Origin of the sequence: Meiothermus sp. QL-1 (assembly GCF_003351145.1) — a bacterium.
Lineage (GTDB): Bacteria > Deinococcota > Deinococci > Deinococcales > Thermaceae > Meiothermus.
The window spans coordinates 25660-49188 of the sequence record NZ_QQSV01000005.1; the positions used below are offsets into that span (position 1 = coordinate 25660).

Annotated in this window: 19 protein-coding genes and 2 tRNA genes; 14 read left to right on the top strand and 7 right to left on the bottom strand. The window is 64.8% G+C overall.

The features are described from left to right. The first annotated feature begins 37 nt into the window (after window positions 1-37). Genes iolG through DV704_RS07025 form a run of 3 tightly spaced genes read left to right on the top strand, consistent with a single transcriptional unit; the run spans window position 38 to window position 2677 of the window. The gene (iolG, locus tag DV704_RS07015) at window positions 38-1039 is read left to right on the top strand and encodes an inositol 2-dehydrogenase (RefSeq protein ID WP_114798871.1); all 1002 of its coding nucleotides are present in this window, start codon (window positions 38-40) and stop codon (window positions 1037-1039) included. After that, window positions 1036-1866: a 5-deoxy-glucuronate isomerase gene (gene iolB / locus DV704_RS07020; protein WP_114798872.1), complete on the top strand. Its 831-nt coding sequence runs from the start codon at window positions 1036-1038 to the stop codon at window positions 1864-1866. Before iolG ends, iolB begins: the two co-directional genes overlap by 4 nt. A gap of 4 nt (window positions 1867-1870) precedes the next feature. After that, window positions 1871-2677, top strand: a complete 807-nt coding sequence (locus tag DV704_RS07025; RefSeq protein WP_233498281.1) for a DeoR/GlpR family DNA-binding transcription regulator — start codon at window positions 1871-1873, stop codon at window positions 2675-2677. Here DV704_RS07025 and ppsA read toward each other — a convergent pair. Further along, window positions 2674-5043, bottom strand: a complete 2370-nt coding sequence (gene ppsA / locus DV704_RS07030; protein ID WP_114798873.1) for a phosphoenolpyruvate synthase — start codon at window positions 5041-5043, stop codon at window positions 2674-2676. The genes DV704_RS07025 and ppsA overlap by 4 nt on opposite strands. 124 nt (window positions 5044-5167) lie before the next feature. Here ppsA and DV704_RS07035 point away from each other — a divergent pair, with 124 nt between their 5' ends. The 5 genes from DV704_RS07035 (at window position 5168) to DV704_RS07055 (ending at window position 9937) form a co-directional block, all read left to right on the top strand. Next, window positions 5168-5983, top strand: coding sequence for a pyruvate, water dikinase regulatory protein (locus tag DV704_RS07035; RefSeq protein ID WP_114798874.1), 816 nt, complete (start codon window positions 5168-5170; stop codon window positions 5981-5983). 111 nt (window positions 5984-6094) lie between these two features. Continuing rightward, window positions 6095-6850, top strand: a complete 756-nt coding sequence (gene sufC / locus DV704_RS07040) for a Fe-S cluster assembly ATPase SufC (protein ID WP_114798875.1) — start codon at window positions 6095-6097, stop codon at window positions 6848-6850. A 14-nt stretch (window positions 6851-6864) separates the two neighbouring features. Continuing rightward, window positions 6865-8274, top strand: a complete 1410-nt coding sequence (gene sufB, locus DV704_RS07045; protein ID WP_114798974.1) for a Fe-S cluster assembly protein SufB — start codon at window positions 6865-6867, stop codon at window positions 8272-8274. Between the two features lies 1 nt (window position 8275). Next, on the top strand, window positions 8276-9610 hold the full coding sequence (gene sufD / locus DV704_RS07050; RefSeq protein WP_114798876.1) for a Fe-S cluster assembly protein SufD: 1335 nt from the start codon (window positions 8276-8278) through the stop codon (window positions 9608-9610). Between the two features lie 12 nt (window positions 9611-9622). Beyond that, on the top strand, window positions 9623-9937 hold the full coding sequence (locus DV704_RS07055) for a Rieske (2Fe-2S) protein (protein WP_114798877.1): 315 nt from the start codon (window positions 9623-9625) through the stop codon (window positions 9935-9937). On the opposite strand, the gene DV704_RS07060 is transcribed toward DV704_RS07055, so the two are convergent. Next, on the bottom strand, window positions 9938-10777 hold the full coding sequence (locus tag DV704_RS07060) for an isoprenyl transferase (RefSeq protein ID WP_114798878.1): 840 nt from the start codon (window positions 10775-10777) through the stop codon (window positions 9938-9940). A gap of 115 nt (window positions 10778-10892) precedes the next feature. Between DV704_RS07060 and DV704_RS07065 the strand changes: the two genes are divergently transcribed. Continuing rightward, on the top strand, window positions 10893-12041 hold the full coding sequence (locus DV704_RS07065) for a phosphopentomutase (RefSeq protein ID WP_114798879.1): 1149 nt from the start codon (window positions 10893-10895) through the stop codon (window positions 12039-12041). Here the strand turns inward: DV704_RS07065 and DV704_RS07070 are convergent. Genes DV704_RS07070 through DV704_RS07080 form a run of 3 tightly spaced genes read right to left on the bottom strand, consistent with a single transcriptional unit; the run spans window position 12038 to window position 15188 of the window. Continuing rightward, window positions 12038-13429 (bottom strand): nicotinate phosphoribosyltransferase, encoded by a 1392-nt coding sequence (locus DV704_RS07070; protein ID WP_114798880.1) that lies wholly within the window; start codon window positions 13427-13429, stop codon window positions 12038-12040. The two genes, DV704_RS07065 and DV704_RS07070, sit on opposite strands and share 4 nt — an antisense overlap. Further along, complete coding sequence (locus tag DV704_RS07075; RefSeq protein ID WP_114798881.1) at window positions 13426-14439, bottom strand: adenylyltransferase/cytidyltransferase family protein; 1014 nt, start codon at window positions 14437-14439, stop codon at window positions 13426-13428. The genes DV704_RS07070 and DV704_RS07075 overlap by 4 nt, the downstream gene beginning before the upstream one ends. Next, window positions 14436-15188, bottom strand: coding sequence for an NUDIX domain-containing protein (locus tag DV704_RS07080; protein WP_233498282.1), 753 nt, complete (start codon window positions 15186-15188; stop codon window positions 14436-14438). The genes DV704_RS07075 and DV704_RS07080 overlap by 4 nt, the downstream gene beginning before the upstream one ends. 252 nt (window positions 15189-15440) lie before the next feature. On the opposite strand from DV704_RS07080, the gene DV704_RS07085 reads away from it, so the two are divergent. The 4 genes from DV704_RS07085 to DV704_RS07100 all read left to right on the top strand — a co-directional run bounded on the left by DV704_RS07085 (window position 15441) and on the right by DV704_RS07100 (window position 19814). Next, window positions 15441-17591, top strand: a complete 2151-nt coding sequence (locus DV704_RS07085) for a glutamine synthetase III (protein ID WP_114798975.1) — start codon at window positions 15441-15443, stop codon at window positions 17589-17591. 106 nt (window positions 17592-17697) lie between these two features. Next, window positions 17698-19590, top strand: a complete 1893-nt coding sequence (gene speA / locus DV704_RS07090; RefSeq protein WP_114798883.1) for a biosynthetic arginine decarboxylase — start codon at window positions 17698-17700, stop codon at window positions 19588-19590. Between the two features lie 69 nt (window positions 19591-19659). Beyond that, window positions 19660-19735 (top strand) — tRNA-Glu (locus DV704_RS07095). Between the two features lie 3 nt (window positions 19736-19738). Then, window positions 19739-19814, top strand: a tRNA-Val gene (locus DV704_RS07100). A 20-nt stretch (window positions 19815-19834) separates the two neighbouring features. On the opposite strand, the gene DV704_RS07105 is transcribed toward DV704_RS07100, so the two are convergent. Beyond that, entirely contained in the window at window positions 19835-20704 is an 870-nt protein-coding gene (locus DV704_RS07105) for a DMT family transporter (protein WP_114798884.1), read from the bottom strand. A 72-nt stretch (window positions 20705-20776) separates the two neighbouring features. Here DV704_RS07105 and DV704_RS07110 point away from each other — a divergent pair, with 72 nt between their 5' ends. After that, window positions 20777-22297: an NFACT family protein gene (locus DV704_RS07110; RefSeq protein WP_114798885.1), complete on the top strand. Its 1521-nt coding sequence runs from the start codon at window positions 20777-20779 to the stop codon at window positions 22295-22297. On the opposite strand, the gene DV704_RS07115 is transcribed toward DV704_RS07110, so the two are convergent. Further along, window positions 22294-23511 (bottom strand): potassium/proton antiporter, encoded by a 1218-nt coding sequence (locus DV704_RS07115; RefSeq protein ID WP_114798886.1) that lies wholly within the window; start codon window positions 23509-23511, stop codon window positions 22294-22296. The two genes, DV704_RS07110 and DV704_RS07115, sit on opposite strands and share 4 nt — an antisense overlap. Window positions 23512-23529: the final 18 nt, after the last annotated feature.

The window sequence follows — 23529 nt, forward strand, 5'->3', positions numbered from 1 at the left end:
CACAGCCGGGCCTATCCTATCTGATCTGGGAGGAAACATGAAATCGTTTGGCGTTGCCCTCTTGGGTGCAGGCCGCATGGGCCTGGAGCACGCCCGCACCCTGCTCGCCCTGCCCGAGGCCCGCGTACTGGCAGTGGCCGACCCCAACTGGGAGGCCGCCGAGGCCGCTCGCAGCCTGACACGAGCAGAAAAAGCCTACCTAGAGCCGCTGGAAGCCATTCAGCACCCCGGCGTAGAAGCGGTGGTGATCGCCACCCCTACCAATACCCACGCCCGCTACATCGAGGCCGCAGCGCAGGCCGGCAAGGCCATCTTTTGCGAGAAGCCGGTGGCCCTGGACCTGGCCGAGACCCGGCGGGTGATGGGGCTGGTAGAGGAAAAAGGCGTGCCCTTTCAGATTGGCTTCCAACGCCGCTACGACCCGGCCTACCTCGAGGCCAAGCGCCGGATCGAGGCCGGGGAAATCGGCCCGGTGGAGCAGTTCATCGCGGTCATGCGCGACCCTGCCCCCCCGCCTTTGGACTATCTCAAGGCCTCGGGGGGCCTCTTCGTGGACCAGGCCATCCACGACATCGACTGCGCCCGCTACCTGGTGGGCGAGGTGGTGGCTGTGCACGCCTGGGGCGAGGTGCGGGTAGACCCCAGGATCGGCGAGATTGGCGATGTGGACACCACCAACCTTTCCCTGCGCTTTGCCAATGGTGCGCTGGGGGTCATCCAGAACTCCCGCCGGGCGGTCTATGGCTACGACGTGCGCACCGAGGTGTTTGGGGCTAGGGGCAAGCTGGTAATGGACGCCACCCCCAAAACCCCCCTATGGCGCTACGGCCAGGGGGTGCAGGCCGACCACTACCACTTCTTCATGGACCGCTTCAAGGAGGCCTACCGGCTGGAGCTCCAGGCCTTTTTCCAGGCCCTCTTGGAAGGCCGTCCCCCCAGCCCGGGGCCAAAGGACGCCCTCGAGTCGCTGCGCATTGCCCTGGCCGCCACCCAAAGCCTGAGAGAGAACCGGGTGGTGCGGCTGGAGGAGGTGGCATGAACCTGTTCAAACCCCAGCCGGGACGGGTGCGGGTGGCGATGGAGCCCCAAGGGGGGTGGCGGTATCTGCGCTTTCGGGTTCTGGCCCTGGAACCGGGCGAGGTGGAGCAGGGCCAGACCGAAGGAGAGGAGATGGCTCTGGTGCCCCTGGCGGGCCGGGTAGAGGTGGAGGCCGAAGGCCAGGTATTCGAGCTTTGCCGCAGCGATGTCTTCCGCGAACTGCCCCAGGTGCTTTACCTGCCGCCCGGCACGGCCTACCGCCTTCAGGCCCAAAGCCACGCCGAACTGGCCCTGGGAGGGGCGCCGGCCGAAGGCCTCTTCCCCCTGCGCCTCTTCCAACCCCAGGAGATGCGGGTAGAGATGCGGGGCGGGGGGAATGCCCTGCGGCAGGTGAACCACATCCTGGGCCCTGAGCTGCCCGCTGAGCGGCTTATTCTGTACGAGGTCTACACCCCCTCGGGCTTCTGGTCGGGCTGGCCGCCCCACCGCCACGACGGTCGGCTGGGCTCTTTGTATCTGGAAGAAACCTACTACTACAGAATCCAGCCGGCCCACGGCTTCGCCATCCACCGCAACTACAGCCCCGAGGACGGCCTGGACGAACTTTTGCTGGTTCAGGACGGCGACCTGGTGCTGGTGCCCAAGGGCTACCACCCCGTGGCCGCTCCCCCTGGCTCCAACGTCTACTACCTCAACTACATGGCCGGCGAAGCCCGCCTGGAAGCCCGCGCCACCCCGCCGGTAGACGACCCCCGCTGGGCCTGGATGCGCCAGGACTGGGCGGGTAGGCCCATAAAGCTTCCCGTTGGGAAGCCTGTGCAAAGATAAAGGGGTGGAAACCTTGCGGGGCGAGGAGCGAAGGAGCAGGATCATAGAGCTGTTGGAGCAGAAGGGATCGGTGCTGGTGGAGGACCTGGCGGCCACCTTTGGCGTGAGCCAGGTCACCATCCGAAAGGACTTGAGCGAGCTCGAGGCCCGGGGTTTGCTACACCGCACCCATGGGGGGGCCACCTACGCCCACAAGAGCCTCTTTAACCCCTCCTTTCGGGAGAAAATCCACCTCCAGCAGGCCGAGAAGCAGGCCATCGCCAAGGCCGCGCTGGAATACATCGAGGAGGGGGATACCCTAATCCTAGACGCTGGCAGCACCACCCTGACCCTGGTGCGGCTCATGAAAAGCCGCTTCCGCTCGCTCTACATCATCACCAACTCGGTGCCTATTGCCAGCGAGTTGACAGAGACCCGATGGGAGCTTCTCCTCACCGGCGGGCAGGTGCGCCACCACAGCATGGCCCTGATCGGACCGGCCGCGGTGCGCACCCTCGAGACCTACCACGCTGACAAAGCCTTCATGTGCGCCACCGGGGTCTCGCTAAGTCGGGGTTACACCACCCCCAACCCCTACGAGGCCGCCACCAAGCAGGCCATGCTCAAGGCCGCCGACGCCGCTTTTGCCCTGGTGGACAGCACCAAGCTAGGCCGGGCCACCCTGGCCAGCTTTGCCACCCTGGGCGAGGTGGGCCTGCTTATCACCGACACCGGGGCGCCCCGGGAGTTCATCGCCGAGCTCGAGCGCCTGGGCCACGCCTACCGGCTGGTGGAGCCAGAGGGGGTGCGCGGGGCGGCCAGGGTGGGCTAGTTGCCCATCCTGGCCGGGCTCCGTTCGGCCAAAAAGAGCCAGGTCTCCAGCACGCTATCCGGGTTGAGCGAGATGCTCTCGATGCCCTGCTCCACCAACCAAAGGGCAAGCTCGGGGTGGTCGGAGGGCCCTTGGCCGCAGATGCCGATGTACTTGCCCATCCTTTTGGCTGTGCTGATGGCCCGCTCGAGCAGGAACTTCACCGCCTCGTCCTGCTCGTTGAAGAGCTCGGCCACCAGCCCCGAGTCGCGGTCTAGGGCCAAGGTGAGCTGGGTCAGGTCGTTGGAGCCGATGGAGAAGCCGTCGAAAAGCTCCAGAAACTGCTCGGCCAGAATGGCGTTGGAGGGCACCTCGCACATCATCACAATCCTGAGGTCGTCCTGGCCCCGCTCGAGGCCGTTGGCCTTCAGAATCTCCAGCACCGCCTTGGCCTCGCCCACCGTGCGCACGAAGGGCACCATCACCCAGACGTTCCTGAGGCCCTTCTCCTCCCGCACCTGGCGGATGGCCTGGCACTCCAGGGCAAAGGCCTGGGCGAAGGCCGCCGAGCGGTAGCGCGAGGCCCCGCGGAAGCCGATCATGGGGTTTTCCTCCCTGGGCTCGTAGCGGCTACCCCCCAGGAGGTGGGCGTACTCGTTGGACTTGAAGTCCGAGAAGCGCACAATCACCGGATGGGGGGCGAAGGCCGCAGCAATCATGGAGATGCCCTCGGCCAGCTTCTCGCGGTAGAAGTCCACCGGGCTTTTGTAGCCCGCGGTGCGCCGGGCAATCTCGGCTTTGAGGTCTTCGGGAAGCTGCTCGAAGTCCAAAAGGGCCTGGGGGTGAATGCCGATGGTGTTGTTGATGATGAACTCGAGCCTGGCCAGCCCCACCCCGGCGTGGGGCAGGTTGGCGAAGCTGAAGGCCCGCTCCGGCGAGGCCACGTTCATCATGATCTTGGTGGGAATAGGGGGCATCTTGTCGAGCTCAATGCGCCGCACCTCGAAGCGCGGCGTGCCGGCGTACACCCGGCCCACATCCCCCTCGGCGCAGGAGACCGTGACCACCTGGCCGTCCTCCAAAACCTCGGTGGCCCCGGCTGCCCCCACCACCGCGGGAATGCCCAGCTCCCGGGCCACGATGGCCGCGTGGCAGGTGCGGCCTCCCCGGTTGGTCACGATGGCCGCGGCCCGCTTCATCACCGGCTCCCAGTCGGGGTCGGTCATATCGGCCACCAGCACGTCGCCCGGCTCCACCCGGTGCATCTCGCGGGGGTGCTGAATCACCCGCACCCGCCCGGCCCCAATCCGCTGCCCCACCGCCCGGCCCGTGACCAGCACCTCGCCCCGCTCCTTCATCTCAAAGCGCTCGATGACCCGGCTGCTGCGGCTTTGCACCGTCTCGGGGCGGGCCTGCAGGATGTAGATCTGGCCGTCCAGCCCGTCCTTGGCCCACTCGATGTCCATGGGCCGGCCATAGTGCTGCTCAATCAGGAGGGCCTGGCGGGCCAGCTCGAGCACCTCCGCATCGCTCAGCGCGAAGCGGCCCCGCTCCTCCGGCGTGGTGGGCACCGCCTCTACCCCCTGGCCCTCGGCGTAGACCATCTTCTGCATCTTGCTCCCCAGTGTGCGCTGCAAAATGGTGTTGCGCCCCTCCAGAAGGCCCGGCTTGTAGACGTAGAACTCGTCCGGGTTCACCGCTCCCTGCACCAGAAGCTCCCCCAGGCCGTAGGTGGCGGTGATGAAGATGGCGTCGCGGAAGCCCGACTCGGTATCCAGGGTAAAGGCCACCCCGCTGGCCCCCAAATCGCTGCGCACCATGCGCTGCACCCCAGCCGAAAGCGCCACCTCCTCGTGGGCAAACCCGTGGTGGACGCGGTAGGCAATCGCCCGGTCGTTGTAGAGTGAGGCGAAGACCTTTTTGATGTGCAAAAGCACGTTCTCGATGCCCTTTACATTCAGGAAGGTCTCCTGCTGACCGGCAAAGCTGGCCTCGGGCAGGTCCTCGGCAGTGGCGCTGGAGCGCACCGCAACAGAAAGCCCGCCTTTTGCGGCGGACTCGAGGCGGATGTAGGCGTCTACGATGGCTACCTCTAGGGCTTTGGGTAGCTCGGCGTTTTCCACCCAGCCGCGAATCTCGGCCCCTACGCGGGCCAGCTCGGCCACATCGTCCACATTCAGCTTTCGCAGGGCCTGGTTAATGCGCTCCTCGAGCTGGTTGTGCCTGAGGAAGTCGCGGAAGGCCTCGGCCGTGGTGGCAAACCCCCCCGGCACCCGCACCCCGGCCCGGGAAAGGTGGGCCATCATCTCGCCTAGGGAGGCGTTCTTGCCCCCCACCACCTCTAGGTCTTTCATACTGAGCGTCTCAAACCAGCGAATATAGGGCATGGTCCACCTCGGTACTCCCGATGGTAGGGGAATGTACCCAAGGGTTGGAGGGGGCGCGGCTGATGTATATATAACCCCCACTTTGGTGTAGAGCAAGTTACACCCATAAACTACACTGTTTGCCATGCAGCGCACCGTCTTCATCGTCTCCGACCACACCGGCCTCACAGCCGAGTCGGTGGCCCGGAGCCTTCTGGCCCAGTTCGAGGGGGTCTCGTTCCGCTACGTTATGCGCCCCTTCACCAACAGCGAAGAAGAGGTCTACGAGCTCCTTTACGAGATCAACGCCACCCACCAGCGAGAAGGGGTACGGCCCATCGTCTTCTCCACCCTGGCCAACCCCACCCTCAACGACCAGCTCAAGACCGCCCCAGCGCTGCACTTCGATCTCTTTCGCACCTACTTGGGCGAGCTGGAGCGCGAGCTGGGCCGGCCCCCCACCGGCAGGGTGGGGCGGCTCCACAGCATCAGCGACCGCAACTACTTCACCCGCATCGAGGCGGTGGACTTCGCCCTCTCCACCGACGACGGCCTGGGCGAGCGCTACTACCAGATGGCCGACGTCATCCTGGTCGGGGTGAGCCGGGCCGGTAAGACCCCCACCTGCTTGTTTTTGGGGATGCAGTACGGCATCCGGGCCTCCAACTACCCCCTGGCAGAGGAGGATTTTGAGCGGGAGGCGCTGCCCAAGGCCATCCAGCCCTACCAGGACAAGGTCTACGGTCTCACCATCCATCCCCAGCGGCTGCACCAGGTGCGCACCCAGCGCAAACCTGGTAGCCGCTACGCCTCGCTGGAGCAGTGCGAGTACGAGGTGCGGCGGGCCGAGCTGCTTTTCAGGCACCTCGGCATCCGCTACTTCGACACCACCAGCGCTTCCATCGAGGAGATTGCCGCCAACATCGTGCAGACTGCCGGTCTGGAACGGCGCATTGGCTAGCTACCAAACTCCAGAATCCCGACTAAAACACTTTACTTTACGGGGCCCAGGCCCTATGCTCTTATTGCGAGTGATTCGCAGTAAATACCGCTCGCTATCCAGAGGGGAAACATGGCCAACCAACTCGAAATCCGCAATCTGCACGCCCGCATCGTAGACGGTGAAGCCATTCTAAAAGGGGTCAACCTGGTGGTGCCCAAGGGCCAGATTCACGCCGTTATGGGCCCCAACGGGGCCGGAAAGAGCACCCTGGGCAAGGTGATCGCCGGCGACCCGGGCTACGAGGTGACCCAGGGCGATATCCTGGTAGACGGCGAGAGCATCCTGGAGCTTGGCCCCGACGAGCGCGCCCGCAAGGGGCTCTTCCTGGCCTTCCAGTACCCGGTGGAGGTGCCCGGGGTCTCCAACGCCAACTTCCTGCGGCTGGCGCTGCAGGCCAAGCGGGGCGAGGAGGTGAGCGTCTCGGAGTTCTACGCCAAGCTGCAAAAGGCCCTGGAAACCCTGGAGTGGGACGAGAGCATCCTCACCCGCTACCTCAACGACGGCTTCTCGGGGGGCGAGAAGAAGCGCAACGAGATCATGCACATGATGGTGCTGGAGCCCACCTACGCCATCCTGGACGAGACCGACTCGGGGCTGGACATCGACGCTTTGAAGCTGGTGGCCAAGGGGGTCAACGCCATGCGGGGCCCTAACTTCGGCGCGCTGCTCATCACCCACTACCAGCGCATCCTCAACTACATCGTGCCCGACGCAGTGCATGTGATGCTGGACGGCCGCATCGTAACCTCGGGCGGGCCTGAGCTGGCAATGAAGCTCGAGGCCGAGGGCTACGACTGGGTCAAAGAGCTGGCCATAACCGGTTAGGCATGGAGGGAAGTATGCCCGAGAACATCGCGGTTGAAGACATCGGCAACGAATACAAGTACGGCTTCGTGGACGAGGTGAAGCCGGTCTGGAAGGCTGAGAAGGGCCTCTCGCGGCGGGTGGTGGAGGCCATCAGCTACCACAAGGAGGAGCCCGCCTGGATGCTCGACTTCCGCCTCAGGGCGCTGGAAATCTACCAGGCTAAACCGGTGCCCACCTGGGGGGCCGACCTCTCGGGGCTCAACATGGACGAAATCTACTTCTATGCCAAGCCCACCGAGAAGCGCGACGCCCAGAGCTGGGATGAGGTGCCCGAGGAAATCCGCCGCACCTACGAGCGGCTTGGCATTCCCGAAGCCGAGCGCAAGGTGCTGGCCGGGGTGGGCGCGCAGTACGACTCGGAGATGGTCTACCACCAGGTGCGGGAAGAGCTGAAGCGCCTGGGGGTCATCTTTGTCTCCATCGAGGAAGGCCTGAAGCGCTACGAGGACCTCTTCCGCGAGTACTTCGCCACCGTGGTCCCCCCGGAGGACAACAAGTACGCCGCCCTCAACTCGGCAGTCTGGTCGGGGGGGAGCTTTGTGTATGTGCCCAAGGGGGTCAAGGTGGAGCTCCCTCTTCAGGCCTACTTCCGGGTGAACACCGCCGAGCTGGGCCAGTTCGAGCGCACCCTCATCATCGTGGACGAGGGGGCCGAGGTGCACTACATCGAGGGCTGCACCGCCCCCGTCTACACCACCGACTCCTTCCACTCTGGGGTAATCGAGATCATCGTGAAAGAGGGGGCCAAGAGCCGCTACACCACCATCCAGAACTGGCCCCACAACATGTACAACCTGGTCACCCAGCGGGCCATCGTGAAGAAGGACGCCTACCACATGTGGCTGGACGGCAACCTGGGCTCTAAGGTGACCATGAAGTACCCCTCCAGCTACCTGGTGGAGGAGGGGGCCCGCTCGGACATCCTCTCCATCGCCTTTGCCAACACCGGCCAGCACCAGGACGCCGGGGGCAAGCTCATCTTTGCCGCCTCCCACACCGGCGGCTCCATCGTCTCCAAGTCCATCTCCAAAGGCTCGGGCCGCAGCAGCTACCGGGGGCTCATCAAGGTGTACGAAGGGGCCAAGCACGTCAAGGTGAACGTGGAGTGCGATGCGCTTCTGATTAACGAAGAGTCGCGCACCGACACCTACCCCTACATGGAAATCGAGGACGACACCGCCACCGTGGGCCATGAGGCCACCGTGAGCCGCCTCAACGACGAGCAAATCTTCTACCTGCAAAGCCGGGGCCTGCCCGAGGACGAGGCGGCGGCCCTGATCGTGCGGGGCTTTATCGAGCCGGTGGCCAAGGAGCTGCCCCTGGAGTACGCGGTGGAGCTTAACAAGCTGATTGAGCTCGAGATGGAAGGGTCGGTGGGCTAAGATGGAGCTGACCTCCACCCTATCCCGCGATTTGGTGCTGCAGGTCTCCAAGGCCTTGGGAGAGCCCGAGTGGTTGTTGGCCAAGCGCCTGGAGGCCTGGGCCACCTTTGCCAAGCTGCCCTACCCCACCACCCGCACCGAGGAGTGGAAGTACACCGACATCGGCGGGGTGCCCTTCGAGAGCCTGCCGCTGGAGCTACCCACCCAGCAGGCCCGCCCCATCCCCGAGGCGGTACAGGCCCGCATCGCCCAGGCCGAGCTGGCCGGGTACGCGGTCTTCGTAGGGGCCGACCTGGTGCACGTGGAACTTCCCGAAGCCTACCGGGCCCAAGGGGTGGTCTTTACCAGCCTGCACCAGGCCCTGCAGCAGCACCCCGAGCTGGTGGAGAAGTACCTCTTCAGAACCGTGAACTGGAAGGACCTGGTGGGCCCCCAGGCCAAGCGCCCCGAGAACTCCAAGATTCCCGCTCTGAACGCGGCCCTCTTCACCCACGGGGTCTTTTTGTACATCCCCAAAAACGTGGAGTTCAGCAAGCCGATTGGGGTCTTTAAGTACCTGGAAGGCGGCCAACTCTCGGGTTCGCGCACCCTGATCGTGGGGGATGTGAACAGCCAGGCGGTTTACATAGAGGAGTACCTCTCCCCCACCCAGGTCGCCCCATCGGTCAACACCTCGGCCACCGAGATCGTGGTGAGCCCAGGGGCCAAGGTGCGCCACGCCCACATCCAGCTTCTGGGCCAGGGCTTCTACCACTTCCACCGCCAGCGGGCCCTTTTGGAGCGGGATGGGGCGCTGAACGACCTGGTGGTGAACATGGGGGCCTCCCTGAGCCGGGCTGAGGTGCAGTCAGAGATGCTAGGGCCAGGCTCCAGCTCGGAAATGCTGGGGCTTTACTTCACCACCGGGCGCCAGCACGTGGACCACTACACCCTGCAGCACCACGTGGCCGATCACGCCTACTCCGATGTGCTCTACAAAGGCGCGGCCAAGGACCAAAGCCACACCGTGTACGCAGGGCTCATCAAGGTGGAGCAGGGGGCCCAGAAGACCGACGCCTACCAAACCAACCGCAACCTACTGCTTTCCGAGGACGCCCGCAGCGACAGCGTGCCGCAGCTTGAGATCGGGGCCAACGATGTGAAGTGCTCGCACGGCTCCTCCACCGCCCCGGTGGCCCCAGAGGAGCTCTTCTACCTGATGAGCCGCGGCCTGCCCCGCCCCATGGCCCAGCAAATTCTGGTCAAGGGCCACATGGCCGATGTGCTGACCCGCATCCCCATCGAGCCCCTGCGGGCCTACATCGAGAGCATCATCGAGGAAAAGGTCAGGGTGTAGAAGCCTAAGGTTATGTGGAAGCCTGTCGCCAAGCTCGAGGACTTCCAAAACGGCCGGCTGGTGGTACGGCTGGAAGGTGAGAAGGCCCCTGTGCTCCTGCTTTACACCGGCAGCGAGGTCTTCGCCATTGCCGACGTCTGCACCCACGACAAAAACCCCCTTTCGGACGGGCCCCTGGACCTCACCCCAGGGGCCGAGAGCATCCAGTGCAGCCGCCACGGGGCCCGCTTCAGCCTGCGCACCGGCAAGGCCACCCTGCCGGCCCCCCGCCCGGCCAAGGTCTACCGAGCCAGGCTCGAGGACGGCCAGGTCTGGCTGGAGCTCTAGCTACCGGCCAAAGCGCCGTTCGCGCTTCTGGTAATCCCGCACCGCGCGCAAAAAGTCCACCTTGCGGAAAGCGGGCCAGAAAGCATCGAAGAAGTAGTACTCGCTGTAGGCCGACTGCCAGAGCAGAAAGCCCGAGAGCCTGATTTCCCCCGAGGTGCGGATGATGAAGTCTGGGTCGGGCACCCCAGCGGTGTAAAGCCGTTCGGAGATGTGCCCTATGTCCAGCTCGGCGGCCAGCTCCTCGGGGGACTTTCCGGTCTCCGCAGCCTCCTTCAAAAGCCGCTTGACCGCATCCACAATCTCCTCCCGGCCGCCGTAGCCCATGGCAATCTGCAAAAGCATGCCGCTGTGGTGGGCGGTGGAGCGCTCGAGCCGCTCCAGCGCCTCCAGCACCTTGGGCGGAAAGCGGTCGTGACGGCCAATCACCCGCACCCGCACCCGATGGGCGTGGATGCGAGGGTCCTGGGCCATGCGCTCTGCTTCCCGCACAAAAAGCCCCATCAGGGTCTCTACTTCGGCGGGGCTGCGGCTGAAGTTATCGGTAGAAAACACCCAGATGGTCACGGTGGGGATGCCCAGCTCCAAGCACCACTCCAGCACCTCATAGGCTTTCTGCACCCCGAATTCGTGGCCCATATGCCCGGGCAGCCCCAGCTCCCGGGCAAAACGGCGGTTGCCGTCCAATATCAGCCCTAGGTGGCGCGGCACCTGCCCTCGGCAAACCTCGGCTTTGATGCGCCTCTCGTACCACCAATACAGGGGCCTGAGCAAAGCCTCAGCCAGGTGTACAAGCTGCCTTCGCAAAGAGGGCCTGGGAATAGGGGGGGATGTCACCGCCATGCCGCACCTCAACCCTACCCATCTTAGCCAGAAGTCTGTAGTCGGGATGTGCAGGACCTTCATCCCCTTGCCCTGGCCTTAGCCGCAGGGGATGGGCTTGGGTATGCTCTGGGGTATGAAGGTCACCGTCGTTGTGCTGGACTCGGTGGGGCTGGGCTACCTGCCCGACGCCGCGCAGTTCGGCGATGAAGGGGCCGACACCCTCGACCACACCGTGCTCAAAACCGGCCTCGAGCTGCCCCACCTGGCCTCGCTGGGCCTGGGCCACGTGCCGGGCGTGCACACCCTGCCCCAAGCCGCCGAGCCCCTGGGTGCCTTTGGCCGCATGGTGGAGGTGAACCCCGGTAAGGACACCTCCACCGGCCACTGGGAGTTTGTGGGCATCCACCTACAACACCCCTTCCAGGTCTTTCCCGAAGGCTTCCCCCAGGACTTCCTGGCCGAGTACTGCCGGCGCATCGGGGTAGGGGGCTACCTCCTCAACCGGCCCTACTCGGGCACCGAGGCCATCCGCGACTACGGCGAGGAACACCTGCGCACCGGCTTTCCCATCGTCTATACCTCGGCGGATTCGGTCTTCCAGGTAGCCGCCCACATCGGCAAGGTGCCTCTGGAGACCCTCTACGGCTGGTGCATGACCGCCCGCGAGATGCTGGTGGGGCCGCTGGCCTGCGCCCGGGTGATTGCCCGCCCCTTCGAGGGCGAGCCGGGGAAGTTTTACCGGCGCGAAGACCTGCGCAAGGACTTTGCCTTAGAGCCCCCCCCCAACGTGCTGGACGTAATTCGTGCCGGGGGGTTGGAGGTGGTGGGGGTGGGCAAAATCCCCGACATCTACGCCCACCGGGGCTTTAGCCGCGAGGTCAGGGCCGGCAGCAACGAGGAGGGCATGGAGCGCACCCTGGAACTGATGCGGCAGGACTTTACCGGCCTCATCTTTACCAACCTGGTGGATTTCGACGCCAAGTACGGCCACCGCCGCAACCCCGCGGGCTACGCCGAGGCCCTGGCCGCCTTCGACGCCCGGCTGCCCGAGTTCCTGGCGGCCCTGGGCCCTGAGGACTACCTCTTCATCGTCTCCGACCACGGCAACGACCCCACCTACCGCGGCACCGACCACACCCGCGAGTACGGGATGCTTTTGGGGGTGGGGCCCGGCCTGGCCGGGGTGAACCTGGGCACCCGCCCCACCTTCGCCGACCTGGCGGCCAGCCTGGCCAAAGCCTTTGGCCTTGGCTGGACGGGGCCCGGCCAGAGCTTCATCTAGGCGTTTTTCCGCACCTCCTCGAAGGTGTAGCGCTTTAGAATCGCGCCGTTTTCGAATACCGTGTGCAGGATGCTCTGGGGGTGGGGCTGGGTCTCCTCCAGCGGCAGCTCCACCGTGCGGATGCCGCGCTCGTCGCGGATAACGTCCAGGCGGCCCCGCTTGGAGAGCTTGACCGGGTCGTCCACCGGGCTTTTGCCCACCCCGTAGGTCTGGCCGTTCACCGTGACCAGGTGCAGCTTCTGGGCGAACTTCTGGGTGTCGCGGTGGGGGTGCTGCAAGAGGGCCCCGCCCATGCCGAAGGCCACGTTGGAGGCGCTGTAGCCCCACTGCTCGAGCAAGAACAACACCTTGCGAATGGTGTCGGCGTTCACCCCGTCGCCCTGGATTACCCGCACCCCGTTCAGCACCTTGTAGCCCTTGGTGTTGACGGTGGCGCCGAACTTGGCCTCGAGGGTCTGCACCGTGCGCAAAACCACAAAGGGCGGGTCGCCCGAGTCGGGGCGAATCACCGCGGTGGCCCCGGACTTCTGTATCAGCTCGCGCAGCTCTTCCCCGATGATCTGGCCCACCGCGTGCTCGCGGTTGTAGGAGTCGATGACCATGGCGAAAAGCGCACCTGGCTTGCCGTAGGTCTCGATCATCTGGCGGTAGGCCTGGGCCTCCCCCTCCCGGCCAAAGCTGGTCACGGTGGAGTGCTCCATAGCCGGGATGGAGTAGCCGGCCATCTCGGCCCCGTAGTAGTTGCGGGCGTAGACGAGGGCGGTCACAGTGTCGGTGCCCTGGAAGTTGACCAGGTGGGCCATGCCCCCGAGCCCAGCGCTCTCCAGGCTGCTCACCCCCCGCGCGCCAAAGTCGTGCAGCTTGAAGGGCAGCTCGGCCTCGGGGTCGTCGGCGGTCTTTTCCAGGTACTCCCGGATGGTATTGCGGATGGCCCAGGAGATGGTGCAGACCGTGGTGGGGTACCAGACCGCGCGCAAGAGGGCGGTCTCGAGCCAGCCCGGCAGCCAGGGCACCTTGGGGTCGGTGCTCTCGATGATGACCAGCGGGTTGTGCACCGGCACCACCATCCCCTCCGGCACCGCGCGGATGCGCACCGGCAGACGCCCGCCCAGCTCCTCCGCGATGTAGCGCCAGCCCTCATAGGGAAAGGGGAGGCCATGAGCGGTAAATACTTCCCGGGCCTCCTCCACATCGGCCTGGGTGACGCCCTTGCTCAGGTACTCGATCAGGAAAGCCTGCAAGCCGAAGAAGCGCACGAAGTTGTAGTCGCCGCCTCGGCTCTCGATGTACCAGCTGGCATGGGTCATGCCCTTGGGGAACTGGGCGAAGTGGGAGGCCTTGTAGCTGTCGGTGTTGAGAATCAGGTTGTGGGGGTTTAGGGGTCTCATGCGCTCTCCTCTTCAGGTGTTGGCCTTTGGGGAGGCCGTCCCAAAAACCAGCAAATCTGCTGGTAGTGGTCCTCAAAAAAGCGCGCCTGGCTGCGGTCCAGCTCGGCCAAGGGCAGCCAGAAGGCCTGCGGCGCACCCAAGCCAGGCGGCGCAGAAAAGCCCAGGTCGAAGTAGCAGCCGTAGCAGACCACCCGGCCCCGCAGGCTCCGCTCTGGATAGTCGAAGGCCCACCAGGCCGTGGGCCGCTCAGCGGAGAGCCCCAGCCCGGCCTTCTCCCTCAGGGCCCGCAGGGCCGCGGTCAGGAGGGTCTCCTTCGGCCCCAGATGGACCTCCGGCAAGGCCCAGGCCCCCTGCCCCAGCCCACTTTGGCGCTCGACGAGCAGGACTTGGTCCCGGGCCCGCACCAAGGCGCTGACGGTCAGGTGAAGGATGGGGTAGGGGTAGGCCCGCTCGAGGGCACGGCGGTGCTTCAAAGCCCTCCACTCGGCCTGGAGGCGGGCGAACTCGGGGGTCTGGGCAAAACGCTCTAGGTAGGCCCGCACCCCCTCCGGCACCATCGCCTTCCAGCCCTCGTCGCCGCCGAAGTAGCGCTCGCGCACCAGGGTGGCGTTGAGCTCCCGCCTGACCCCGCTCGGCTCGAAAGGCCAGTCGCCAAAACCGTGGAGGTAGTAGCTGCTTTCGTCCTTGTGGTAGCCAACGATGCAAACCTTTTCCTCCTTCCCGACCACCCCCTCCACCGCTTTTCGCACCGCCCGGAACCAGCGGGGGTCGTCGTAGTAGTCGTCGGGGACTGCCACGAAACGGACCCGGGGCTCAAGAGCCGGTTCTAGGCTGGCCCGCAGCATGGCGGTGCGCGCCTCAACGTCAAAAGGGTTTTTGGGGGTGGGGTAGCTGTAGGCGCTGCCCAGGACCACCACCAGCCGGTCGTGGCGGGCCAGAGCGCGCCGAATCGTCTCCAGGTGGGCCAGGTGAGGGGGCTGAAAGCGCCCGATGAAGACCGCTGTGCTCAAGCTTCCCTCCGAAAGCGGTAAAGCTCAGCCGGCCGGAAGCCGGTGCCCTTCTCGAACTCCCCGGTGGGCTGGAGCAAGCCCGAGGCCAGCATCTTGCGGCGGAAGGAAGCTTTGTTGAGCTTCTTTTGCAGAATAATCTCGTGCACCGCCTGCAGCTCGCGCAGGGTGAATTGCTCGGGTAAAAGCTCGAAACCGATAGGGGTGTAGGAGAGCTTACCCCGGATGCGCCGCAGCGCCACCGCCAGGATCTCGGCGTGATCGAAGGCCAGGGAGTATTTTTTTCCCTTTGCATCGTATATCTCGGCTGCGCTGGCCTCGTCCTTGAGCTGAAGGCGAAAAAGAGCACTTTCCTCGGGAATCTCCCGGACGTGGCTCTGCTCCACCAGGGCGTAGTAGGCCACGCTCACCACCCGGGCCCGGGGGTCGCGGCCGGGGGCGCCGAAGGTGTAGAGCTGCTCGAGGTAGATGGGGTGCCGCCCCGGGGCTCTGCCCATCTGCGGGAGCACCCGGGCCTCCAACCCTGCCCTTTCCTTGAGGACCCGGGCGGCGGCTTCCTCGAGCGACTCCCGCCGCTGCACCAAGCCACCGGGCAGGCTCCAGTAGTTGAGGAAGGGATGCTCCTTGCGCTTCACCAGCAAAACCTCTAGGTGGCCCGCCCTGAGGGTCAGGATCACCACCTCCACCGTGACCCAGGGCTGGTCGCCGGAGCCTTCCGGAGGTAGGGGCTGTTCCTTCGAGGAGGGACGCACAGCGGGGACCCCCTTATTCGCGATAAGCATATATGCACAAAAAAAATAAGTCAAGCCAGGTCTGAACGCCGTGCTTGGCGGCAAAATGTGCTCATAAAAGCCTACATATGGATTCCGTTTATGGAACGAGTTGCTTAAATTTTGCCGGTTTGTGGTAATGTGTAAGCGCGGATGTTGGGACCAGTCTCAGGCAACTTATTGCCTTTGCGCACATAAGTGGACCTGCCCCAACCCCGCACGGAAGGAGGCAAAGTGAGCCACGATTTTGACGTAATCTCGGCGGCCAAGAACTGGCGGTTCAAGGAGGTGCGCAAGGTATCGAGCGATATTGCGGGCGAGGTCTTCGCCAGCGACGTGCTCGACCTGGACGAGCTGCGCGAGCTGGTTTCCAAGCCGGTCTGGCAGTCCCTGCAGGCCACCATCGAGAAGGGTGTCCCGCTCGACCCCAGCATCGCCGATACCATCGCCCTGGCCATGAAAAAGTGGGCCCTGGCCAAGGGAGCCACCCACTACACCCACTGGTTCCACCCCCTCACCGGATACACCGCCGAGAAGCACGACAGCTTTTTCGTGCCCATCTCCAGCGGCAAGGTCATCGCCTCATTTAGCGGCAAGGAGCTGATTCAGGCCGAGCCCGACGCTTCCTCGTTCCCCTCAGGAGGGCTGCGGGCCACCTTCGAGGCCCGGGGCTACACCGCCTGGGACCCCACCTCCCCGGCCTTCATCATGCGCCACTCCAATGGGGCCACGCTCTGCATTCCCACCGCCTTTGCTAGCTGGACAGGCGAGGCTTTGGACCTCAAGACCCCTCTGCTGCGCTCCATCGAGGCCCTGAACAAAAGCGCCAAGCGGGCTCTGCAGCTTTTTGGGGTAGAGGTCAACAAGGTCTTCTCCACCGTGGGGCCGGAGCAGGAGTACTTCCTCATCGACGAGGAGTTCTACTACCGCCGCCCCGACCTGGTCATGACCGGGCGCACGCTCTTTGGGGCCAAACCCCCGCGCGGCCAGGAGCTGGAGGACCACTACTTCGGCTCCATCCCCGACCGGGTGCTCTCCTTCATGACCGACGTGGAAAACCAGCTCTACGCCTTGGGCATCCCGGTCAAAACCCGCCACAACGAGGTGGCCCCCAGCCAGTACGAGATTGCCCCGGTTTTTGAGCCCTCCAACATCGCTGCCGACCACCAGCAGCTCATCATGCAGGTGCTCAAGAACACGGCCCGGCGCTACGGCCTGGTAGCCTTGCTGCACGAAAAGCCCTTCGCTGGGGTCAACGGCTCGGGTAAGCACTGCAACTGGAGCATGGGCACCGACACCGGGCTGAACCTGCTCGAGCCCGGGGAAACCCCCCACGAAAACCTGCAGTTCCTCTTCTTCTGCACCGCCGTAATCAAGGCTGTGGACATGCACCAGGACCTCCTGCGCCTGAGCGTGGCCTCGGCCTCCAACGACCACCGCCTGGGCGCCAACGAGGCCCCGCCGGCCATCATCTCCATCTTTTTGGGCGACCAGCTCACCGAGATATTCGAGGGGATGGGCAACGGTCAGCCCAGCTCGAGCCGCCGCGCCGGGGTGCTGGAGCTGGGGGTGCCGGTGCTGCCCCGCCTGCCCAAGCACGCCGGCGACCGCAACCGCACCTCGCCCTTTGCCTTCACCGGCAACAAGTTTGAGTTCCGCGCCGTAGGCAGCAGCCAGAGCATCTCCTTCCCCATCACGGTCATCAACACCATCGTGGCCGACGCCATCGAGCAGATGGTGGAGGCGGTGGAGGCCAAGATGAAGAAGAAGGCCTCCCTCGAGCAGGCCGTGCTGGAGGTGGTCAAGGAGACCTACGCCCAGCACAAGCGCATCGTCTTCAACGGCGACAACTACTCTGCAGCCTGGCACAAGGAGGCCGAGAAGCGGGGCCTGCTGAACCTGCGCACCGCGGTGGATGCCATCGAGCGCTTCACCGACGAAAAGAACATTCAACTCTTCAGCCGCCTGGGGGTGCTCAACGAGCGCGAGATCCACGCCCGCCAGGAGATCATGTACGATATCTACTTCAAGCAGGTCAACATCGAAGGCGAGACCACCGAGTGGATTGCCCAGACCCAGATACTGCCCGGGGCTTTGAGCTACCTGGCCGAGCTCTCGGAGATCGAGGTGGAGTCCCGGGCGGTCAAGCGCACCATTGAGCAGCTCGTGGCGGCCACCGACGCCCTTTCGGACGCGCTGGAAAAGCTCAAGGCGCAAAACGCCGAGCTGGGTGGGGATGAGATACACGAAAAGGCCCACCACATGCGGGACAACGTGCTGCCGGCCATGGCCGAGGTGCGCAAGGCGGCCGACGCGCTGGAGCGGATCATGGGCGATAAGTACTGGCCCCTGCCCAGCTACCGCGAGATGCTCTTTGTCAAGTGAGGGGCTATAGCGTCCATCCGGGTTTTGCCCTACACTCTCTTCTGGACAGCGCACGGTAGATGCCCCCGACATCCCCACCGTAGCCTGTGCTGAGGAAGAGTGCAAGTTGGAGAAACTCAAGCGCTATACGGCCAAGGACGCTGAAGAAACCTACCTCGTCCCCCACTGGGGGGCGGGGTTTTTCCGCGTAGGCGAGGACGGGGAGCTCGAGGTCGCCCCTGAAGGCCCCAAAGGCCCCAGCGCCTCTCTTTTCGAAATCGTGCAGGACCTGCGCGACGAGGGCCGCCCCCTACCGGTGATGCTGCGCTTCCCCCAGATTCTGAAAGCCCGGGTGGTGGCCCTGAATGAGGCCTTTCGCCGGGCCATCCGGAAGTACGAGTACCAAGGGGGCTACCAGGGGCTGTTCCCGGTCAAGGTCAACCAGCGCCGGATGGTGGTGGAGACCGTGGCCCAGGCCGGCAAACCCTACGCCCACGGCCTCGAGGCCGGCTCCAAGGCCGAACTGGCCCTGATTCTGGCTCAGGACCTGCACCCCGAGGCCCTCATCGCCTGCAACGGCTTCAAGGACGACGACTTCATTCGCCTGGCCCTGATGGGGAAAAAGCTGGGCAAGAACGTGGTCATCACCCTGGAGAAGTTCGCCGAGCTGGGCCGGGTGATCCGCATCGCTAAGGAGATTGGGGTCGAACCACAGCTCGGCATCCGCTACAAACTCAAGGCCAAGGGGTCGGGGCAGTGGGAGGAGTCGGGGGGAGAGTCGGCCAAGTTCGGCTTCACCACCCCAGAGATTGTGCGGGCGGTGGACCTCCTGGCCGAGGCCGGAATGCTGGGCACCATCGCCATGCTCCACGCCCACATCGGCAGCCAGGTGACCGATATCCGCCGCATCAAGCAGGCCGTGCGGGAAATAGCCCAGACCTACGTACAGCTTCGTAAGCTGGGGGCCCCGGTGCGCTACCTGAACCTGGGGGGTGGACTGGCGGTGGACTACGACGGCTCTAAAACCGCTTTCTACGCTTCGGCCAACTACACCCTGGAGGAGTACGCCGAGGACCTGGTCTACGTTACCAAGGAAATCTGCGACGGACACGGAGAGGCCCACCCCATCCTGGTCACCGAGTCGGGCCGGGCGGTTACGGCCTACCACAGCGTGCTGGTGCTGGAGGTGGTGGACACCATCCGTCCCCCCGGCGAGGAAAAAATCGAGGTGTCCGAGGGAGCGCACCCGGTGGTGCAGGAGATGTTCGAGCTGGCCGGTCAAATCTCGGCCAAGAACTACCGCGAGATCTACCACGATGCCTACAGCAACAAGGACACCGTGCAGAGCCTCTACGACCTGGGGCTCATCTCCCTGCGCGACCGGGCCACGGCCGAGGCCCTTTTCTACCAGATCGCCCGCAAAACCCTGCGCTTCGCCCTGGAGTTCGACTACCCCGCCGACGAGCTGGAAGACCTGCAGAAGATGCTGGCCGACAAGCTGGTCTGCAACTTCAGCCTCTTTCAAAGCCTCCCCGATACCTGGGCCATCAAGCAGATGTTCCCCATCGTGCCGCTTTCGCGCCTCAACGAGCGGCCCACGCGCGAAGCCACGCTGGTGGACATCACCTGCGACTCTGACGGCAGAATAGACCGCTTCATCGACACCCATGACGTGCGCCACACCCTGCCGGTGCACGAGATCCGGCCCGGCGAGCCCTACTACCTGGGGGTTTTCCTGACCGGGGCCTACCAGGACGTGCTGGGCATGAGCCACAACCTCTTTGGCCGCATCGGGGAGGCGCACGTGGTGGTGGACGAGGAGGGGTACAGGATCGAGCGTTTTATCCTGGGCGAGAAGGCCCGGCGGGTAATCGAGAAGATGGGCTACGAGGAGGGCGAGCTGGCAGAGGCGGTGGAGAAGCTGGTGCGTTCCTCCAGGAAGCTCACCCCGGCCGAAAAAGGAGCCTTCATGGAACTCTACGCGCGCGAGCTGGTGGGGTACACCTACCTAGAAGACTAGTTTACGAATAGGCCCGTTTGTGCTATTCTGGTGGGCGGTCTCGCAGGGCCTCGCCCTGCCGAGCGCTACGGCCCCATCGTCTAGCGGACTAGGACGCCGCCCTCTCACGGCGGTAACAGGGGTTCGAATCCCCTTGGGGTCACCAAATGGGCGACTAACTCAGCCGGTAGAGTGCATCCCTTACAAGGATGAAGTCGGGGGTTCGAGTCCCTCGTCGCCCACCACCCGCACAAATCCAGCGCAATCAGGAAACCCCCGGTGTAATCTGCTCGGGCCGCGGTTTCCCACCCTGGAGCTGGCTGACCAGGGTGGCCGCGACGACCAGGGCTGCCCCAACCAGGCCCTGTGCCCCCAGGCGTTCGCCCAGCATGAAGTAGGCGAAGGCCGCCGCGTACACAGGCTCCAAAGTAAAGACGATGGCTGCCTGGGGAGCAGGCACGCTGCGCTGGCCCATGACCTGCAACCAGATACACAGCGCCGAGGCCACCACCCCCAGGTACAGAATGGCCAGGTAGGGGAAACCGTCCGCCTCCCACCGGGGCGTCTCGAAGAGCATCCAGAGCCCAGACCCCCCTGCCACCGTGAGCATCTGCACCCCGGTTAGGGGCAAGGCCGCGAAGCGCCGGGCATGCCGTTCCATGCGCCAGATGTAGAAGGTGAAACACAGCGCCGTCCCCAGCGTCCAAAGGTCCCCCAGGTTGGGCGGCGAGCCGTCGTAGGAAAGCAGCCCCACCCCCAAAACCGCCAGCCCCGCGGCCATCCAAACGGTCCAGCGCAGGCGGTGACCTAGAAGGCCCAAAAAAAGCGGCAGCATCACCACGTAAAGGGTGGTGATGAAGGCGCTGCGGCTGGCGGTGGTGTACTGCAGGCCCACCGTCTGGGTCAAGTAAGCCAAAAAGAGCAGGGCACCGAGCTCCACCCCTGAGCGCCAAAGGGCTCTTTCCTGGCGCCACAAAAAGGGCAGGAAGAAGAGGCTGGCCAGGGCGAAGCGGGCGAAGTTGATCTGCCCAGGTACCAGACTTTCCAGGCTATCCTTGACCAGCACGAAGGTGCTGCCCCAAAACAAAGTCGCCAGGTTGAGGTAGAAAAGCCCGATAAGCTGGCCGCGGCGCACAAGGAAGAGTCTACCTCCTGGCCCAAGTTCGGCCAAGTCAACGCGCTTTTGCCCCCTGGTAGACTCCTGAGGATGGAAGGCCTGCTCATTCATGCCCTTGTCCGGGAGCTCTCGGATAAGCTGCCCTGTCGCAGCCTGGGCTGGGCTTTTCCCGACGAGAGCAGCGCGGCGGTGCTGCTCGAAGGCGTAGGCAACCTGGTGCTGCGCTACCGTCCCCCCAGCCCCTTGCTCACGGTAGAGCCAGGCCACCTGGAGGGTGAGGCCCGGACCCCCTTCCAGCGCATGCTGAAGACCCGCTGCAAGGGGCGGCTGGTGGCTTTAGAGCAGCCCAAACTGGACCGGGTGGTCGTTTTGCACTTCGAAGGGGAAAGCGGCTTTGTGGAAACCCCCCCCACCCAGCTCATCTTCGAGCTCACCGGGCGCAACGCCAACCTACTCCTATGCACACCGGAGGGGCGCATCCTAGGGCTAGACCGGCCCGTGACCCGGCAGATCAACCGCTACCGGGAGCTGCGTCCAGGCCTGCCCTACACCCCTCCTCCCCCGTACCAGAAGCTGGATCCCCGCCACCTGGGGCCGGAGGAGCTGGCCCCCTTCGTGGGCCGGCCCCTGGAAGAGCTGGTCAGGCATCTGGACGGGGTGGGCAAGGAGCTGGGCACCGAGCTGGCTCGCAGGGCCGGGCTCTCCCTGGACACGGTGCTCACGCCGGCCCACTTACCAGGGCTCCACAGAGCCATCCAAAGCCTGGTGGAACAACCCGGCCCAAAAACCCCCGCGGAGCTGCGAGAAAGCTGGGCCCAGGAGGAGGCCGAGGCCCTGCGCAAACCGCTGCGCGAGGCGCTAAGGCGCCAGATAACGACCCTAAAAGCCCGTTTGGAAGACTACCAAAAAGCCCTGGAGCGGCTAGGGGAGGCCAGCCGGCTGCGAAGCTGGGGCGATTTGCTCTTGGCCTACGCCCATCAAATCCAGCCCGGTCCCTCGGCGCGGTTGCGGGACTTCTCGGGTCAGGAGGTGGAAATCCCCCTCGAGCAAGGCCTCTCCCCCATCCAAAACGCCGAGCGCTTCTACCAGCGGGCCCGGCGGCTGGAAAAAAACGCGGAAAAGGCCCTGGAACGCATCGCCCCCACCGAAGCCGAGATTGCCCGCCTGGAGGAGGAGCTAAGGCGCATTCAACTACTCAGCTACGACGAACTAAGGGCTGGGAACCGCCTCATGCGGGAAAAGGGCCCCAAGGCCGGGCTGCGCCTCCAAAGCCCGGGCGGCTTTGAGGTCTGGGTGGGGCGCAGCAGCCAGGAGAACGAGCTCCTAACCCGCATGGCCCACAGCGAAGACCTTTGGTTCCACGCCCAGGGCATCCCGGGCTCGCACGTGATCCTGCGCACCCAGGGGCGCCCAGCCAGCCTGCCCGACCTGCTCTTCGCCGCCCGGCTTGCTGCCTACCACTCCAGGGCCCGGGGAGAAAAGAACGTGCCGGTGGACTATACCCTCAAAAAACACGTCTGGCGGCCGCGCAAGGCCGCACCTGGCCAGGTCCTCTACACCCAGAGCAAGACCCTCTTCGTAGACGCTGAAGCACCGGAGGAAACAGGCTAGGCCTCCTTGGCCAGCGACAGGGGCACCTCGTCCTCGGCCCGCACCCTGAGGAGCCGGGCCACCCAGGGCAGGGTGGTGCCCTGGACCAGCACCGAGAACAGCACCACGAAAAAGGTCACGTTGAAGATTTTCTGGGCGGCTTCTACCCCCGCCAAAAGGGGGAAGGTGGCCAGCACGATGGGAATGGCCCCCCGCAGGCCCACCCAGGCGATGAAGGCCTTCTCGTTCCAGCCAAAGCGGGCCGTGGGCAGGCTCAGGAAGACCGCCACCGGCCGGGCCACCCCCATGAGAAAGACCGAGAGCAAGAGGGCCGGCAGGGCAACCCCAGGGAGCTGGGAGGGAAAGACCAGAAGGCCCAGGGTGAGGAAGAGGCCGATCTCCATGAGCCAGCTCATGCCCTCGTGGAAGCTAAGCAGGGCGGTTTTGCGGGGGAAGTCCTGGTTGCCCACCACCACCCCAGCCACATACGCCGCCAGGAAACCACTTCCCCCCAGCACCGCGGTGATGGAGAAGACCAAAAGCATCAGGGTGATGGATAAGACTGCGTAAAGCCCGTCGAAACCCAAGCGCAAGCGGCGCAAAAGCCACACCGCCCCCCAGCCCAGCAGGTAACCCAAAAGCAGACCCAGCGTCATCTGCTGCACAAACAAAAGCAGCACCTGCCCACCCGAAGCAGCGGGCTGGGTTAGGAGGGTGGTCAGGCCCACGGTAAGGAAGATGGCCATGGGGTCGTTGGTACCCGACTCGAACTCGAGCAGGGGCTTCAGATGCCTGCGCAAGCGCACGGCCCGCTCGCGCAAAACGCTGAAGACCGCGCTGGCATCGGTGCTGGAGACAATGGCCCCCAAAAGCAGGGCCTCGAGCCAGCCCAGCTCCAAAACGTAGCGGGCAAAGGCCCCAGTCAGCAGCATCGTGAACAACACCCCTAGCGTGGCCAGCGAAAGCCCGGCACCCAAAATGGGCCGCACCGCCGACCAGCGGGTAAAAAGCCCCCCTGAGTAGAGTATGAAGACCAGCGCCACCGTGCCCACAAACTGGGCCAGGGCGTAGTTATCGAACCAGATGCCCCCTGGCCCGTCGCTGCCGGCCAGCATTCCAATCGCCAGAAAAAGAAGGAGACCCGGCACCCCCAGCCGACCCCCCAGCTTGGCGGCCAGCACGCTCAAAAGCAGCAGCACCCCAACAACCAGCAGTATGAGCTCGGCCTTCGGCAAATCTCCCTCCTAGCCCCA

Excerpts from the sequence above, each read along its gene's own strand:
- sufD (WP_114798876.1), top strand. The coding sequence starts at position 8,276 with ATGGAGCTGACCTCCACCCTATCCCGCGATTTGGTGCTGCAGGTCTCC.
- sufB (WP_114798974.1), top strand. The coding sequence starts at position 6,865 with ATGCCCGAGAACATCGCGGTTGAAGACATCGGCAACGAATACAAGTAC.
- ppsA (WP_114798873.1), bottom strand. The coding sequence starts at position 5,043 with ATGCCCTATATTCGCTGGTTTGAGACGCTCAGTATGAAAGACCTAGAG.
- iolB (WP_114798872.1), top strand. The coding sequence starts at position 1,036 with ATGAACCTGTTCAAACCCCAGCCGGGACGGGTGCGGGTGGCGATGGAG.
- DV704_RS07035 (WP_114798874.1), top strand. The coding sequence starts at position 5,168 with ATGCAGCGCACCGTCTTCATCGTCTCCGACCACACCGGCCTCACAGCC.
- iolG (WP_114798871.1), top strand. The coding sequence starts at position 38 with ATGAAATCGTTTGGCGTTGCCCTCTTGGGTGCAGGCCGCATGGGCCTG.
- sufC (WP_114798875.1), top strand. The coding sequence starts at position 6,095 with ATGGCCAACCAACTCGAAATCCGCAATCTGCACGCCCGCATCGTAGAC.
- DV704_RS07060 (WP_114798878.1), bottom strand. The coding sequence starts at position 10,777 with ATGGCGGTGACATCCCCCCCTATTCCCAGGCCCTCTTTGCGAAGGCAG.
- DV704_RS07055 (WP_114798877.1), top strand. The coding sequence starts at position 9,623 with ATGTGGAAGCCTGTCGCCAAGCTCGAGGACTTCCAAAACGGCCGGCTG.
- DV704_RS07070 (WP_114798880.1), bottom strand. The coding sequence starts at position 13,429 with ATGAGACCCCTAAACCCCCACAACCTGATTCTCAACACCGACAGCTAC.
- DV704_RS07110 (WP_114798885.1), top strand. The coding sequence starts at position 20,777 with ATGGAAGGCCTGCTCATTCATGCCCTTGTCCGGGAGCTCTCGGATAAG.
- DV704_RS07065 (WP_114798879.1), top strand. The coding sequence starts at position 10,893 with ATGAAGGTCACCGTCGTTGTGCTGGACTCGGTGGGGCTGGGCTACCTG.